Annotated in this window: 14 protein-coding genes; 6 read left to right on the top strand and 8 right to left on the bottom strand. The window is 43.5% G+C overall.

All coding sequences use genetic code 11. The annotated features are described in order from the left end of the window. Positions 1-117, top strand: a 117-nt coding sequence (locus tag V7K30_RS10675) for a photosystem II protein D1 (RefSeq protein WP_334999018.1), incomplete at its 5' end; no start/stop codon positions are given. Between the two features lie 291 nt (positions 118-408). Here V7K30_RS10675 and V7K30_RS10670 read toward each other — a convergent pair. Next, the gene (locus V7K30_RS10670; RefSeq protein ID WP_334999017.1) at positions 409-1089 is read right to left on the bottom strand and encodes a RibD family protein; all 681 of its coding nucleotides are present in this window, start codon (positions 1087-1089) and stop codon (positions 409-411) included. A 184-nt stretch (positions 1090-1273) separates the two neighbouring features. On the opposite strand from V7K30_RS10670, the gene V7K30_RS10665 reads away from it, so the two are divergent. Next, a complete protein-coding gene (locus tag V7K30_RS10665; RefSeq protein ID WP_334999016.1) occupies positions 1274-2647 on the top strand; it encodes a DUF2252 domain-containing protein in 1374 nt (457 codons plus the stop codon). 346 nt (positions 2648-2993) lie between these two features. Here the strand turns inward: V7K30_RS10665 and V7K30_RS10660 are convergent, their stop codons facing one another. Together V7K30_RS10660 and V7K30_RS10655 are read right to left on the bottom strand one after the other, a co-directional pair. After that, positions 2994-3896: a succinate--CoA ligase subunit alpha gene (locus V7K30_RS10660; RefSeq protein ID WP_334999015.1), complete on the bottom strand. Its 903-nt coding sequence runs from the start codon at positions 3894-3896 to the stop codon at positions 2994-2996. A 298-nt stretch (positions 3897-4194) separates the two neighbouring features. Next, positions 4195-5421 carry a succinate--CoA ligase subunit beta gene (locus tag V7K30_RS10655; protein WP_334999014.1) on the bottom strand — a complete coding sequence of 409 codons (1227 nt, stop codon included), beginning with the start codon at positions 5419-5421 and terminating at the stop codon, positions 4195-4197. A 649-nt stretch (positions 5422-6070) separates the two neighbouring features. On the opposite strand from V7K30_RS10655, the gene V7K30_RS10650 reads away from it, so the two are divergent. Further along, positions 6071-7873 carry a hypothetical protein gene (locus V7K30_RS10650; RefSeq protein WP_334999013.1) on the top strand — a complete coding sequence of 601 codons (1803 nt, stop codon included), beginning with the start codon at positions 6071-6073 and terminating at the stop codon, positions 7871-7873. A gap of 52 nt (positions 7874-7925) precedes the next feature. Further along, entirely contained in the window at positions 7926-8183 is a 258-nt protein-coding gene (locus V7K30_RS10645) for a pentapeptide repeat-containing protein (protein ID WP_334999012.1), read from the top strand. Here V7K30_RS10645 and V7K30_RS10640 read toward each other — a convergent pair. The 3 genes from V7K30_RS10640 to V7K30_RS10630 form a co-directional block, all read right to left on the bottom strand. Beyond that, complete coding sequence (locus V7K30_RS10640) at positions 8160-8408, bottom strand: hypothetical protein (protein WP_334999011.1); 249 nt, start codon at positions 8406-8408, stop codon at positions 8160-8162. The two genes, V7K30_RS10645 and V7K30_RS10640, sit on opposite strands and share 24 nt — an antisense overlap. 329 nt (positions 8409-8737) lie before the next feature. Further along, a complete protein-coding gene (locus tag V7K30_RS10635; protein WP_334999010.1) occupies positions 8738-8884 on the bottom strand; it encodes a hypothetical protein in 147 nt (48 codons plus the stop codon). Between the two features lie 130 nt (positions 8885-9014). Continuing rightward, the gene (locus V7K30_RS10630; protein WP_334999009.1) at positions 9015-9791 is read right to left on the bottom strand and encodes an ABC transporter permease; all 777 of its coding nucleotides are present in this window, start codon (positions 9789-9791) and stop codon (positions 9015-9017) included. A 327-nt stretch (positions 9792-10118) separates the two neighbouring features. Between V7K30_RS10630 and V7K30_RS10625 the strand changes: the two genes are divergently transcribed. Continuing rightward, positions 10119-11267: a DegT/DnrJ/EryC1/StrS family aminotransferase gene (locus V7K30_RS10625; RefSeq protein WP_334999008.1), complete on the top strand. Its 1149-nt coding sequence runs from the start codon at positions 10119-10121 to the stop codon at positions 11265-11267. A gap of 265 nt (positions 11268-11532) precedes the next feature. Here the strand turns inward: V7K30_RS10625 and V7K30_RS10620 are convergent, their stop codons facing one another. Both V7K30_RS10620 and V7K30_RS10615 read right to left on the bottom strand, forming a co-directional pair. After that, the gene (locus V7K30_RS10620) at positions 11533-12276 is read right to left on the bottom strand and encodes a DUF561 domain-containing protein (protein ID WP_334999007.1); all 744 of its coding nucleotides are present in this window, start codon (positions 12274-12276) and stop codon (positions 11533-11535) included. Positions 12277-12346: 70 nt separating this feature from the next. After that, positions 12347-14299 (bottom strand): serine/threonine-protein kinase, encoded by a 1953-nt coding sequence (locus tag V7K30_RS10615; protein ID WP_334999006.1) that lies wholly within the window; start codon positions 14297-14299, stop codon positions 12347-12349. Positions 14300-14510: 211 nt separating this feature from the next. Here V7K30_RS10615 and V7K30_RS10610 point away from each other — a divergent pair, with 211 nt between their 5' ends. Next, positions 14511-15308 carry a class I SAM-dependent methyltransferase gene (locus tag V7K30_RS10610; protein WP_334999005.1) on the top strand — a complete coding sequence of 266 codons (798 nt, stop codon included), beginning with the start codon at positions 14511-14513 and terminating at the stop codon, positions 15306-15308. Positions 15309-15387: the final 79 nt, after the last annotated feature.

Raw genomic sequence — 15387 nt, 5'->3', positions numbered from 1 at the left:
CGGGCTAACCTGGGTATGGAAGTGATGCACGAGCGCAATGCTCACAACTTCCCCCTAGATTTGGCGGCAGGTGATTTTGCTCCTGTAGCTCTTACCGCTCCTGCTATCAACGGTTAAATAGTAAAGTTTAGCTAAATCAAAAAGCGCTCTCCCGAAAGGGGGGGCGTTTTTTAGTATCAACGATCATAGCGGAATGGCACTAAGATAAGCCCAAAGCCTTGTTTTGCCTCGTTCCCAGCCTGAAGGCTGGGAATGTATTCCGAGAGGGCTGCTGCCTGTGGTCAAGAAAGAGGAGGCGGAGCCTCCCAGGATGGCTTAAAAGCCTTCAGGCTAGGAACCAGTCAGGGCAAGGGTTATATCTTAATTTAGTGCCATTCAATCATAGCGCTTAATTCTAGCAGCGCATTCTCAGTTGAGTGTACGGTAGTGTAAAAACAACTCACTTCCAACCTGACGAGTTTCGACGAGTTGGAGATGAGGAGCAGCATTGGGAAGAAAACCCTCTCCCTCCACTGGGCTAGGGGCATCCTTTCCTCCATAAATGACGGGCCAAATTGTCAACCACCAATCGTCAATTCTCCCAGCCTTTACTAGAGCAGCTGTTAAAGAGCCGCCTCCCAAAGCCACGACCTTGTGAATACCCCGTTCTGCCATCAAGCTGTAGGCCCGATCCCAGTCCAGGTCTGTATCTCCCAAATCAATTAATTCAGCCAGTTTTCGCAAGGTTGTTGCATCAGAATTGCGCTCCAAACCAGTTCGTGTCGTAAATATCCATCGCTCAATGTCCTGGCTCAAAAAAGGCAAGTCCAGCGAGAGGTCAAGGGAACCTGAGACAACGCAGGTAATAGGCTGGGCAGACTGACCCCGAACCTCACGTGCTGCCAACAGTTCGGGATTGCGAATTGTAAAGCTTACCCCTTCAGCCCGAATCGTCCCTGCTCCTACCAGGATTAGATCGACAAGGGAGACTTGATACTCCACGTGTGCTTGATCAACTGGATCAGAATCACGAAGCGCTTTCGGATCTACGGCGCTAATTTTTCCATCGGCCGTCATGGCAAGAACCACAGTTGTTTCGATAGCTGACATGATTAAGGTTTTGACGATTTTTTATAATTTTACCTTTTTGAATTCTTTGCCATTAATAGTTGTTGCATTGTGCTTTAAATCACTTTCTAAGTTATGGCTCAAGGTGATAAAAGAATTGTTGTTGGATGATTGTCTTTACACAATAGTCTGACAACAGTCAAATTTTTACGCCTAAGAGACTGTCATGCTCAAACACATATCTGCAATTGTAGTTGTCTTAATTTTAACTTTAGGGTTTGCATCTCCAGTTCAAGCTGCAACTCCCCGTTCAACTTGGCTGGAGAATGAAATTTACCAATACAATCATCCTTTTGCTTCTCAATTGCCTCAAGAACTAGCCACAAAGATGCAAAAGATGAAAGCTAGCCCTTTCGCCTTTTATCGGGGAACAGATCACATTTTTTATCGTGATATGCAGACCTTGCCAAGTTCAGGATTTGTGAATTCTTCAACCTCAGCCATCTGGTTAGAGGGAGATATGCATATGCAAAACCTTGGGGGGATGAGAGATAGCAATGACAACAACATTTTTGACACTACCGACTTTGATGAAGGCTATCTTGGCCCCTACGTCTGGGACTTGCGACGGATGGCAGTGTCCATTCTGTTGGCAGCTAAAGAGAACGGTCTTAGCTCAAGTGATGCTCAGGATATTGTCCGCAATTTCTTGGATGCTTATCTGAATAAGATGAGCGACTTTAAGGGAACCAATGATGAACTATCATACCGTTTGGAATCTAGTAATACGAACGGTGTGGTCAAAGATTTGATTCAAAATGCATCAGATAAAAGCCGTTCTAGCTTGCTAAGTAAGTACACCCAGCTAAATAACAGTAACAATCGAGTTTTACAGACAACCTCGGAACTCCAGGCTGTATCCAGCAGCACCTATTCAGACATTGCTGGGGCTATGAGCAGTTACATCGCCTCAATTTCTAGCAGTAAGCGCTACAACAATAGTTACTACACCCTCAAGGACATTCGGCTCAAATTAGGTTCAGGTACTGGTAGTCTTGGTAAGTACCGATATTACTTGCTGATTGAGGGCCCAAGTTCAGCAACCGAAGACGATCGCATTTTGGAGATGAAGCAGGAAGGCAGTAGCGCAGTTGCGATCGCAGTTCCAGGTCTGCTGCCAAGTTCATTCTACGGAAATCAAGAAGGGGCGAGGGTGATAATCGCCACTAAAGCTATGCTCTCCAATACTGACCCCTTGCTTGGGTACACTACGGTCAGTAGCATCCCCTTTATGCTGCATGAAAAATCACCCTACCAAGTGGACTTTGACTATACGTTGCTAATTACTAAGTCAAAATTCATGGATGCGATGGGGTATGCAGGGAAGGTAGTTGCCAAGAACCATGCAATCTCTGATAAAGACTACGATGCTGCGATTGTTCCCGTAAGTGTTGACAAAGAAGTGACTGATGTTGTGGGCGGTAACAAGGCTGTATTCAAAGACGAAATTGTTAACTTTGCGCTGGACTATGCAACTCAAGTTGAGTATGACTACACGAGTTTTGTCAATGCTTATAACCAAGGGGTGATACTCTACTAGAACGTTGATTCAGTATTCAGAGATTGTTTTCATGGGTGAGACAAGGGAGAAAGCTCAACGAACAAGGCAGGGGGAAGGGGGAAATGACCCCTAACTCATACTGTGAAGCAGAGCGGAACATGGGTCTGAGTCCACCACTTCTAGTAAGTGGTTTTCGTGGCTGTGGGGATCGAATCCCTTTTTTGTTCTGTCCCCCTTGCTTATTGCTCCCTGCTCCCTTGCCTCTTTTCAACAATTCTTCTCAAGACCCCACACAAGAATTACTGGCAGCGCGAGGCGTTGATATATACATCGAGAATCCTCGATAATTTGACTGGCGACTTAGTAGCCCCCCGTTGCTTGGCGATTATTGCTTCGCTTTTTGTAATTGGTTAATCTCCTTTCTCAATAATTCTGGAATCTGAGAAGGACGTTCAGCTACTGGAACTTGCGCTTCTTTTAAAGCAGCTAATTTACTTTGAGCTGTGCCAAAACTAGGATCGCGTCCGATAACTGTTGCTAAAGTCCCAGTTTGACGCCAAGTTTTTCCTGGTGGTGCTTGTCTACCTGCAATGTAGGCAATTACTGGTTTATCAATTGCCTCAGCAATGTACCGGGCTGCTGCTTCTTCACTACCACCACCAGGTTGACCGACTAAAACGATCGCCTCTGTAGTTTCATCTTCATCGAGAATTTGCAGCCATTGGAGAAAGGAGGAACCGACGATCGCATCACTACCAATACTGACACTAATCGACTGCCCCAAACCGACTTTTGTTAATTCGTAAGCAACTTCGTAGGTGAGGGTGCTGCTACGACTAACGATCCCCACTGGGCCAGGAGTATAAAACTCGCTAGGTTGAGTACCTAAAAGAATTTTTCCCGGCACAATGATCCCCGGACTATTTGGCCCGATTACCAAAGTTTCACAGGCCTCGGCTTTGCGGAGTAATTGCACCATATCCAAAGGTGGTACGCCAGCGGTGATAATAATGATTTGGCCAATATGAGATGCGATCGCCTCTAATGCCGCATCTAGCACGTCGTAAGGATCTACACAGATAATTGTCGTGTCAATTGCCCCAAATTGTTCTATTACCTCCTCTACTAAGTCAAATACTGGCAGTCCATGCAGTTCCTGTCCGCCACATCCAGGATTGACACCGGCTACCAAATTCGTACCATAAGCTTTCATTTGAGCAACATCAGTGCCTGATATAAATTCACAAAAGCCTTGAATTAACACTTTGCTGTCTGGAGTTAGGTTCATAATAAAATTACCGTAAGTTTGACAACCCAGTGCCTTGAATTACTGAGCATAAAAACGACACTGTAAATCTGTTGTTTTGATTCAATTTTGACTGAAATTCCAAAAAATAGTCTTGAGGCTAAGTGTTCCAAAAGTCGGAAAACCCGCCTCTAGCTAGGAGTATTCAGTTTGAATGCACTATATAATTTAGTCCCAGGAAGCAAAGCTGTACTTGTTTTCAGCATCAAATTAAAAAATTTATGCCCGGCGGTAAAAATTAATAATTTCTGATTTTTGAATTGTCACAAAATGACAGTCACTACTTCTTATGAGCCGTTGGTTTAGCAAGACGAACTGCTGCCGCCACTGCCTCATCTAAATTTTCTACCACGAGGAGCGCGTCGCTGTGGGTTTTTAATGTTGCTAAATATTTTCTAGCAGCATTAAATTCAGAACCAGCAAGACGGACAACTAATGGCGAAAAATTTAGTTCTCGCTGACTTTTACTACCATTAGAATGTACAACCTGTGATTGTAGTTCGCTGTTGTCTTGCTGCACAACTCTGGCTATAACTTCAACTACTTCCTCAGTTTGAGGAATGCTACCCATAAAGTTAATTAGTATTACTTGAATGCTTTTGTCAGCCTCCAGGATTTTCAGACCTGTCTCTAAGCGATCGCGGAAGGTAGTTGGTGTAGTATCTGTGAGGAAAACATGACGTAGATTCAAACAAACACCTGGTTTACCACCAGCATTGGCGACTAAATCCAAAGTTGCCATCACTGAACCAGTACCATTACCTAAAATACCGATTTTTCCATGCATTTGGACACCATCCCAGTCGCCCAAAATACCGTTGATTTCGGTACTGGTATGACGGCTGATGATTTTTGCCGCCATCTCGGCAAGATCGGGATGACGTTTGATCGCCCGTTCGTTGACTCTGACTTTACCATTAAGAGCCATAACTTGACCAGTAGCACTGACTGCCAAGGGATTTATTTCGACTAAATCCAGGTCTTTTTGCACAAATAACTGGTACATCTTCTGGACAACGCTGCTTACCGACTGCATCAGCGTCCCCTGCAAACCCATTTTCAAAGCCAATCGTCGGGCATAAAATGGCGAGAATTCTTGTTCTACAACGACATAGTGCATTTTTTCCCCAGCGGATTCCCAATCGATGTCTGCTTCTTTGCAACCTAAAAGTACCGGTCGGCAGACAGCAGTGTCTAAAACCACCGCTAGATAAAATTCCTGGTTGGCGTCGTATTGAGATTCTGCCAGCACCACTTCCGGCAATTCGCCCCATATTGGTAAATTAAAGATATTTTGAGCAGCTGCGATCGCATCGATAGTCGTTTCAGCAAACCTGACTCCACCTGCTTTTGCCCGTTCCGCTCCATGTACTTGAGATTTCAGTACAATTGGAAAGCGAATTTTTAAACGTTTCAAATCTGTAGGATGGTCAATTCGTTGGGAGGGCAATACCGGAATGCCTATCTTCCCAAACCATTCTTTAACTTGATACTCTAATAAATCCATTGATACACCTTGTATTGACACTTTCCAAGCTTTTGGTGAGTGCTGTCTTAATATTTTGCAGCACTTTTATTTCAAAATTAAGCTTTTAGCAGCTATAAAAATTTCTTTTTCACGGATCGATTTTATCGAATTCAGCAAATGAGGCACATTAATTTCGATAGTCAACCTGTTTGTGCTAGAGCCACAACACGTAATTAATCTCCTCAGTAAGTTTTCCAGCATAGAAGATAACTACCATTTCTGTCAAAACCCTCTGACATAGCATCGTTTTCTTAACCCTTGGATAATTTTGTCACAACTGCTCTGCAACCAGAATTTTGTATGTTAGTAGCTCCTGTGAATTTAATTGTCACGAAATAATCCGGTGAAAATACTCAAAAATTCTATTATTCCCATTTTTTATTTGTAATTTATATCTGAAGACAGATTATTTAATTTTGCATCTAGTGCTGTAAAAATGTAGCGACGCCAACAATAACTGCTTTTTTAATTTTTGGTGAAAAGTCAGAATTTGTGTTAGAAAGTTGGTCGTTCGGATTTTCAGGCTGTAGTTGGTTAAACTGTGCATTTGCATTCAAGAAACCTAAAAAGTTCATTTCATCCCCTTAAAGATAGTCAAAACAATATAGAAGTTGAGCGGGAAAGCTCTATGAGAGTAGCAGTCCAGCATGAAGATTTACAGCTTTTAGCCAAAACTTTGCAGGAACAATTACTTGTAGAAGTCTCAACGGCTGAAGTCTTCGAGGTTAAGTGTGCCGTCAATAAAGACGAGCTAATGATTTTAACGCAACACCAATCAGATGTAATAGTTGACCCTCAGATAATCTTTGCAGTAATTGAGGAAGTACTTCAGTCTCTAGCACCCCACAGAGAGCAGCGAGTGCAATGTTTCCTCCGAGTTTTTGGTGAACAACTCCCTTATGCCAAATGTTTCTTGGCTCTGAAGCAGACAGGGGGATGGGGGAGCAGGGGAGCAGGGGAAGAAGGGGGAGAAGGGGGAGAAGGGGGAGAAGGGGGAGCAGGGGAAGCAGGGAGAGCAGGGGGGCAATACTTTTCTCCCATTTCTTCATCTGCTCTGACCTATTCTCCATCACTCGATGAGACTGAGGAAGAGGAACCGTTTGACCCGTTTGCAGATGCGCCAAATTTGCCGAATTCAAAGCCAGCATCTCAAATCAAACCCATCTTACTGAGTGCAGCTTTGGTAGGAATTGTAGTCTTAGGCGGTGGTGCTTACTTTTTGACTCGCCCTTGTGTAATGTCTGAGTGTAGAGAAATACAAAATGCCGAGCAATTAAAAACAAAATCTCCGCAGCTGATGCGCCGCGCTAAGTCTGAAAAAGAATTAGTAGCTATACAACAGCAGCTTACAACAGCCAGTGCAGCCCTGAATGCAATTCCTAGTTGGTCGCCCCGTTACCAGGTGTCAGAAGAACTAAAAGCAAGTTTGTCTGGACGGTCAGAAAAAATCAACCAGGTGGTCAAGGCTTTGCAGACGGCATCTTTGGCGACACAAAAAGTTCAAACTCCCGCATATACCCTAGAGGAATTACAGGCTAGGCAACATTTATGGCGACAGGTTATAGCGCCACTAGAAACTATAAGTCCCGATAGTGAACTCTATGGGCTAGCGCAAGGGAAATTACTTAATTATCGAGTCCGTTTGCACGCTGTAAATCAACAGATATTTACTGAGGAAAAATGGCTGAAAAAACTAACAGCAGCAAAAGCTGTAGCTAATGCAGCCGAGAACCGGCAAGCTACTGCTAAATCTTTGAATGACTGGCAAAAGGTGCAATCTACTTGGCTGGTGGCCATTAATGCCTTAAATAGCATTCCCCTAACTAGTCCTGGATACCAAGAAGCCGAAAAGCTGTTGGTAGATTATAAACCTAAGTTAGTAGCGGCACGCGATCGCGCCACTAAAGAACAATTAGCTGCTAAAACCTACCAACAAGTCATTAGCACTGCCAAACAAGCCAAGGTTTATCAGCAACAAAAGCAATGGCAAGCAGCGGCGACATACTGGGATCAGGCTTTGCAAACTGCTAAAAAAGTTTCCCAAGATAGTTTGTATTACACTCAAGCTCAGTCTCTCATCGAACCCTATTCAACAGCCCTCAAACAAGCACAAGAAAAAATACAAGTTGTTAGTAGTTTGCAACAAACCCGCACTGACTTGGATAAAACTTGTATTAATGGAATTCGGATTTGCACATTTAGCATAGACAACACAAGAATTATTGTCCGGTTAACGTCTGAGTATGACCAAGTAAGGCAAAATAACTTGGCTAATCCTTATTCTGAGAATTCTAGTACGGCTATTGACATTACCAATCACTTGCAAATCTTACGGGAAGCGCTAGCTGTAATTAGCGAGAATGCCAACCTGTCCCTTTTTCTCTACGATTCTCAAGGTCAGGTAATTTATACGCGGACTTTGGGTGGGTAAGTATAAAAGTTAGGAGTGAGGAATAGCCCTGTCAAGGTTAGATTAACTTGTTATGGATGCTGAAGAGTTGTTGAGAAGGTATGCTGCTGGGGAGAGAAATTTTGCTGGAATTGAATTGCGTAATAGTGTAAATTCCACCGATCTCTTTCCCAATCTCGAAGGTGCTGACTTGAGAAAGATCAATTTGAGAGGAGCTAGCCTCTATCGTGTCAATCTTAGTGGTGCCAATCTCAGTAGTGCTGACCTCAGTGGTGCCTATCAATTCTTCATCGTTCGTGCAACTTGCCTACAATTGCAGCATAACGGCTAAGTTTAGCGGCGGTGCGTAACCTTTGCATCTTTGCGACTTTTTCTGCTCCGTCCGTTGCGCCACTTTATTAGCTGGCTTTGCAGGAGTTAGCGTCACAAACTGCCTGCCACTTTGTTCCTGCCTTTTTCGCCAATCTGCACAGATCGCCCTTACATCGTAATTGAATGCCTTTGCGTGTTCCTCACGAATTCGATGAAGTTCTTCTAGAATTTCGTCTTCCCACATAATTCACTCTCCCATAAGCTCATAAGGTGTACAGATGATCGGCAAAGTGGATCCAAAATCTGAGCAAATTTCCAACAGCTTCTTTTGAATCTGAGCGTTGGCAATATGTTTACAGTTCCACGTTAACAGGTAATGATACTGTTGACGGTCGCTAGTGCGATATGAATCGCGTCATCAGAGGCTTTGCTTGGGAGATTACTTTTCGTCATAAACTGGGTGGCTAAGTTTTCCACGGCTTCAGTCACTTCGAGCAGTTGAAACCCCAGAACCGCCTCCAGACGTTGAGCCGCTATCTGTGCATCGCCTTGAGATGCTTCATCTATAACGACTTATGAGATGTAAAGAGTAAAGACATTTCGACGGAATTCCCACCAATCTTTTGTCATCTCAATATTTCCAGCAATAATCAGATTTTTAGTTGATCGGGCAGTGAGATAACCAAGAATGCTGGTTTCGATGTAGACAGTTTCACTCATGCTAAACACGCTGTAGACCGTCCTATGTTAGCAACGAGGAAGCGATCGCTCAACTGAACCGATCGCTATTGATTGCTCTTGATCTGCCAGGGCAAGATGATAAAAAACTCTTGGATGTAGATTAAGTCCCTTACCTTATTAACTGCGCGGCGGAATTAAAAAATTGACGACACAACCCCCTAGTAAGTAAAACTGTTGTCAACAAATTAGCGAAAGCAACCATAAATATAATTAAAATTTCGTAAGATACTGCATCCAGAGGTTTTACACCAGCTAATAACTGTCCGGTGGTAATTCCTGGGATTGCCACCATCCCGATGAGGATCATTTGATTGAGAGTCGGAATAAATCCGGCTCTGATGGCATCTTTGCGGTACTGGCTAACTGCTTGCTCTGGAGTTGCGCCTAAACTCAAGTGGGTTTCTATTTCGAGATGGCTGGAATTAATAGTGCTGACAAGACGATCGCCTGCGATCGCAGCTGCATTGGTAGCATTACCTAAGACTATCCCTGCTAGGGGAATTATATACTGTGGTTCATACCATCTCTCTGGTTGAATGATCAAGAAGTTGGTGTAAAGCACTGTCAGGGCGGTACTAATTAAAATTGCACCCCACACCAAAGGCAACACATGAGGAATTTTTTGGCTGATGCGATTTCGTGCGACAATCGCCGTAATTGTCAGCATTATTGCTAATAGCGCCAAAACTGCCCAAGCATTGTCTAAAGCTAAGATGAAATCTAAAATGTATCCCAATACAAGAAGTTGTAAGATGGTTCTCCCAGTAGCAAGGGCTAAGTTCAACTCTAATCCTAATTTTTCCCAGGCAGATAAACCAATGGCGATCGCCATCAATCCCACAGCAATAGCTAAATCCACGAAATCCAGCTTGATCAGATCCTGCATGGGTTCTCTATCTCCTGGTATTTTTTTCTCAAAGCAGCCCACAGAAGAGGAACTTTGATCCGATGTGTTGGATCTTGGTTGATATATATCACTTTCATCAATTCAAAATTCAAAATGGTACGAGCTTAACATGGCAAACACCTAGTCTGTCTACTATCTGTAAATTAAATGTGCGGTAGTTTACCGCGCCACAATTTAAGTAAAAACCCTAATAGATGCGTATCTTGGGCGATAGTCTTTTAGTAGCTCCTTTTTGATTAACAATTCAATCAGCAAAAATTGACTATCGAAGTGCATCCTTTGTATCTCCCGATAAAATGAGAACTCATGATCCAAAGTGTAAATCCCATCCCTGCCTTTGATATCAAGCAGCAATACACCACCATCGAAGCAGAAGTAAGTGCAGCCGTCTTAGAGGTTCTGGCTTCTGGCCGCTATATCGGCGGCCCCCTAGTCGAAGGCTTTGAGCAACAGTTTGCTGCTTATAATACTGTTACTGAATGTGTGGCTTGTAATTCTGGTACTGATGCGCTCTACTTAGCGTTACGAGTCTTGGGAATTGGTGCAGGCGATGAAGTGATTACAACGCCTTTCACCTTTATTGCGACATCTGAAGTGATTAGCGCCGTGGGTGCAAAGCCTGTTTTCGTTGATATTGACGCTACTACGTTTAATTTGGATGTGGAGCAAGTAGCGGCGGCGATTACACCCAAAACTAAAGCGATTATCCCGGTTCACCTATTTGGACAACCTGTGGATATGACATCATTGATGGCTCTCGCTCAGTCTCACAATTTGTCAATAGTTGAAGATTGCGCTCAGTCTACAGGCGCAATTTGGGCTGATCAAAAAGTAGGAAGCATTGGACATATTGGTTGCTTTAGTTTCTACCCTACCAAAAATCTTGGTGGTTGCGGCGATGGCGGGGCAATAACGACTAATGACCCAGCGATCGCTACTAAACTGCGAATACTACGAGATCATGGTAGTAAAATTAGATATTTACACGAGGAAATCGGTGTAAATAGCCGCTTGGATGCTCTCCAAGCGGCTATTTTGCAGATTAAGCTGCGTTATTTAGATATTTGGAATGATCGCCGCCGAGATATCGCCAATTATTACTATCAGTTCCTTAGCCAAATTCCGGGAATCGTCCCGCCTCAAGAATTACCTGGGGGTATTGGGGTATGGAATCAATACACTATTCGCATATCAGGCGAGGGGCGAAATGGTTCTAGCGCCAAATATCGAGATTGGGTGCGGACTCAATTGCAAGAGCAGGGCGTGAGTTCAATGATTTACTACCCCCACCCTTTACATTTGCAGCCAGTTTATCAAAATCTAGTTTATCAAATTGGGGACTTACCAATAGCAGAGCAAGCTTGCCATGAAGTCATATCCTTACCCATGTTCCCAGAATTGACACAACACCAGCAAGACCAGGTAATTTATGCGTTGAAAGAAGTTATGAGTTAGGAGTAGAGACGCGATTAATCGCGTCTGTACAAGAGTTAGGAGTAGAGACGCGATTAATCGCCTCTGTACAAGAGTTAGGAGTAGAGACGCGATTAATCGCCTCTGTACAAGAGTTAGGAGTAGAGACGCGATTAATCGCCTCTGTACAAGAGTTAGGAGTAGAGACGCGATTAATCGCCTCTGTACAGGAGTTAGGAATTTTGAATGAATCAGTTTCTTCAACTCATAACTCATCACTCATCACTCATCACTCCTAACTCATCACTCATTTCATTACTGCATTTGCAGTCGCTAACGCTTCCACCAAGCCACGCACAGCCGCAATCATTGCTATTTCGCTATTGAGTTGGTTGATGGCAGAACCAACACCAACACCAGCAGCACCAGCAGCGATCGCTAAAGGTGCGGTAACGTTAGAAATGCCTGAAGCACACAATACTGGTACTGACACCACACGGGAAATCTCAAAAGCTGCTGCCAAGGTGGGAGCAGCTTTTTCAATTAATCCTAGAGTTCCAGGGTGAACTGGGTTACTGCTAGTACCACCTTCGGTTTGGATAATATCTGCTCCAGCTTTCACCAGTTCTTCTGCTAACTGTACCTGTTGATCTAGTTCCAAAATGTGGGGAACGGTGACACATAGGGTGATTTCTGGGAGGAGAGCGCGGGTTTGCTTAGTCAGCGCTAGCACTTCTGAAGCCTCAAAGCGGCGTCCTTGAGCATAGAAGGAATCAAAATTTCCGATTTCAATTAAATCAGCACCAGCTGCTACAGCTTGCACAAATTTTTCTGGTTCTACTGCGGATACACAAATTGGTAAATTTGTCAAACTTTTAGCTAACTGTACCAAAGCTGGATCGGCGGCAATATCGACAAAAGTAGCACCGCCAAATTCAGCAGCTTTAACAGTAGCAGCGACGCTAGCGGCGTCGAAGTTATTCAAGCCGCTGATCACTTTTAGAACGCGGCGGTTAGTAAATGCACGTTGGAGTGGAGAATGCATCGTCATAGTTGGGCTTTTGAAGGTATTGAAAATTAGGTATATTCTACCGTCCCTTAGTTGATGAGAGACTAAATTACTATGGCAGTTGCCAAATTTTGATAGTTTTATCCTTACCGCCACTAACCAAAGTTTTGCCATCCGCACTGAAAGCGATCGCATAAACTTCGGCTGAATGTCCATTAAAGGTGTGTATTGCCTCTCCCGTGTTCAGTTGCCAGACTTTTACAGTCTTGTCATCACTAGCACTAGCAATATATTCCCCATTTGGGCTGAAGGCGATCGCATTTACATCAGCTAAATGCCCCGTAATGGTGCGTATTTCCATGCCCGTGTCCAGTTTCCACACTTTGATGGTTTTGTCATCGCTAGCACTAGCTAACATCTGACCATCTTGGCTAATTACAACGTCATTCACATCGCCTAAATGCCCCGTAATGGTATTTATTTCTTTACCAGTATTCAAATTCCAGACTTTGATAGTTTTATCCTTGCTGCCACTGACGATAGTCTTACCATCCGGGCTGATGGCAACGGATAAAACTGCCCCGGAATGCCCTGTAAGAGTACGTATTTCCTTACCAGTATTCAAATTCCAGACTTTGATGGTTTTGTCATAACTACCACTGACAATAGTCTCACCATCCGGGCTGATAGCAACAGAATTAACAAAGTCTTTATGACCATTTAAAGTGCGGCTTTCCTTACCAGTATTCAAATTCCAGACTTTGATAGTTTTATCCTTGCTGCCACTGACAACAGTCTTACCATCTGGGCTGATGGCAACAGCATAAACCCAGTCGGAATGCCCGGTAAAAGTACGAATTTCATCCCCACTTTCGATGTTCCAAATTTTGACAGTTTTGTCATCGCTGCCACTGGCAAGGTTATGACTTAAAGAGTTAGAGTTCACAGCCAGGGAATTAACTTCGCCTAAATGCCCAGTTAGAGTTTGGATAGACGCCAAGCTTCGTAAATACATATATCCCCCTAACCCCAATAGGACAACAGCAGCCCCCACCAGCACTTTACTTTTCCACTGGGTTTTCGGCGGTGCAACAGTGGCGAGTAAAGCAGATGGCGGTGCAACAGTGGCGAGTAAAGCAGATGGCGGTCTATAGTGACCCATTGATAGCGGCTGTAACCTTGAATCCAAATCTAGGAGGACTTCATCCGCTGACTGGTAACGCTCCTCAATATTTTTTTGTAACAGCTTCCCTAGTACATTTTTTATGGATGCAGATATTGGCAACCTCACATATTGCTGCCAGTGTGTTACCCAGCCGTAGCCCTCTTCAGCCCAGAGTTCAGAGGGGTTAATTCTTGTTAACAGATGAAAGCAAGTCACACCCAAACTGAATAAATCGCTAGCCGCATAAGCGCGACGCAGTTTCATTTGTTCAATTGGCGCATAGCCATAGGAACCAATACTCGTGCCTGTATTATGCAAAGAATTTGTAGTTAACTGCTTGGCAACGCCAAAATCAATCAGCACTAACTTGCAATCGCTTTGGCGACGGATAATATTTTCTGGCTTAATGTCGCGGTGAATTACCTGATGTTCGTGGACAAACTTCAAAACAGGTAATAATTCACTCAAAACTTCCCAAATCTTGTCTTCACTGAAAATTCCTTGTTGTCGTAACTCCTGCCCTAAAGTTTGCCCTTTGATCAACTGCTGCACCAAATATAAATAGTTATCCTGCTCAAAATAAGCATACAAAGTGGGAATTTGAGGATGTTCTCCTAGCTGTTGCAGACGCCGTGCTTCTTCTTGAAATAATTCCGTTGCCTTATGCAAAGCGCTACTTCCTTGGACTTGGGGTGCTAGCTGCTTAACTACACAATGCTCTTTGAGCTTGTCTTCATCCTCAGCCAAAAAAGTTCTACCAAATCCGCCGCCTCCCAGTGGTTGAATAATGTGGTAGCGGTTTCGTAGCCGTGGTAGTAATCTTGTCCCGCAACTTTGACAAAAATTTATGCCATTAGGGTTGAGGGGCTTCATGCAACTGAGATTGAGGCAGTAGCTCATAGTTAGGCATCTATCACCTGTTGTAATCTATGATAAATACTTCCTGTGCATCCCTTATTATTTCTGATCGCTATCTTGTAAAATTTTGCTTTTGGAGCTTATTGTCCTAATTAAGCTAGGTATGAAATGCAGCATAGCACCACTTATACGTCATAAAGTTCAGTAAATGCCTATGCGAAAATAATTAAGTTATGCCTTTCAAGAGGAACATATGACTGAAGAAATAATAGCAAAGTTTGACGAGAAAGAAATACTTGAACTCTGGGATAATAGAGCTAAAGACTGGGATATTCAAGTTGGCGAGGATGGCGACAGCAATCGAATTCTGAACTCAGATCCGGTACTATGGAGTTTTGCTGGTAATGTTGCGGGATTGTCTGTCCTCGATGCTGGTTGTGGCACAGGATATCTGGCACGCCAGCTTTGCCTTAAAGGGGCCAGTGTAACTGCTATAGATTTTTCACATCAGATGATAGAAATTGCTAAATTCAGAGCTAACCAAAATAATTTAGATATAGACTTTCATTTGGATTCATGCACTGAACTCAAGTCGCTTCCAGATGAGCAATTTGATATGATTGTCTCAAATTACGTTCTCATGGATTTGCTCGATCTCGAAGGAGCAATAAGGGCATTCAATCGTGTTCTCAAACCTAGTGGTATTGCAATCCTGGTGTTCTCACATCCTTGCTTTCCCCAAGGCAACTCGACGACTGTAAATGAGGATGGGACGGTTTTTTATGGTTGGGCTTCTTCTTACTTTGAAAGGATGCAACACAACGACGAACCTTGGAATCATTTTACAACACCATTTATCTGGTTTCACCGTCCTCTTTCCGATTACTGGAAAGCTTTCAAGGCAGCAGGTTTTTCTGTGGACGAATTTGAAGAACCAAGAATTACCCCAGAGCGATATCACCTTGCGGAAAACGACCAGAAGCTCTTCAATTCCAAAACACGTCCCTATTCGGTAGTTTTTAAACTCCTGAAAGTTAAAGGATTTAGATAGCAACCCGATAAACTTCTACTTCCATCTATCTACCTCTGTAGGTGAAAAATAGGAATAAGCAGTAAAACTGAAGCTTATT

Origin of the sequence: Nostoc sp. (genome assembly GCF_036917655.1) — a bacterium.
Lineage (GTDB): Bacteria > Cyanobacteriota > Cyanobacteriia > Cyanobacteriales > Nostocaceae > Nostoc.
The sequence above is the reverse complement of the archived record's forward strand: the minus strand, read 5'-3'. Positions and strand labels throughout refer to the sequence as shown.

Bases quoted from the DNA above. Each gene is read 5' to 3' on its own strand.
- V7K30_RS10630 (WP_334999009.1), bottom strand. From the start codon at position 9,791: ATGCAGGATCTGATCAAGCTGGATTTCGTGGATTTAGCTATTGCTGTG.
- V7K30_RS10670 (WP_334999017.1), bottom strand. From the start codon at position 1,089: ATGTCAGCTATCGAAACAACTGTGGTTCTTGCCATGACGGCCGATGGA.
- V7K30_RS10645 (WP_334999012.1), top strand. From the start codon at position 7,926: ATGGATGCTGAAGAGTTGTTGAGAAGGTATGCTGCTGGGGAGAGAAAT.
- V7K30_RS10615 (WP_334999006.1), bottom strand. From the start codon at position 14,299: ATGAGCTACTGCCTCAATCTCAGTTGCATGAAGCCCCTCAACCCTAAT.
- V7K30_RS10620 (WP_334999007.1), bottom strand. From the start codon at position 12,276: ATGACGATGCATTCTCCACTCCAACGTGCATTTACTAACCGCCGCGTT.
- V7K30_RS10635 (WP_334999010.1), bottom strand. From the start codon at position 8,884: ATGAGTGAAACTGTCTACATCGAAACCAGCATTCTTGGTTATCTCACT.
- V7K30_RS10625 (WP_334999008.1), top strand. From the start codon at position 10,119: ATGATCCAAAGTGTAAATCCCATCCCTGCCTTTGATATCAAGCAGCAA.
- V7K30_RS10650 (WP_334999013.1), top strand. From the start codon at position 6,071: ATGAGAGTAGCAGTCCAGCATGAAGATTTACAGCTTTTAGCCAAAACT.
- V7K30_RS10640 (WP_334999011.1), bottom strand. From the start codon at position 8,408: ATGTGGGAAGACGAAATTCTAGAAGAACTTCATCGAATTCGTGAGGAA.
- V7K30_RS10610 (WP_334999005.1), top strand. From the start codon at position 14,511: ATGACTGAAGAAATAATAGCAAAGTTTGACGAGAAAGAAATACTTGAA.
- V7K30_RS10660 (WP_334999015.1), bottom strand. From the start codon at position 3,896: ATGAACCTAACTCCAGACAGCAAAGTGTTAATTCAAGGCTTTTGTGAA.
- V7K30_RS10665 (WP_334999016.1), top strand. From the start codon at position 1,274: ATGCTCAAACACATATCTGCAATTGTAGTTGTCTTAATTTTAACTTTA.
- V7K30_RS10655 (WP_334999014.1), bottom strand. From the start codon at position 5,421: ATGGATTTATTAGAGTATCAAGTTAAAGAATGGTTTGGGAAGATAGGC.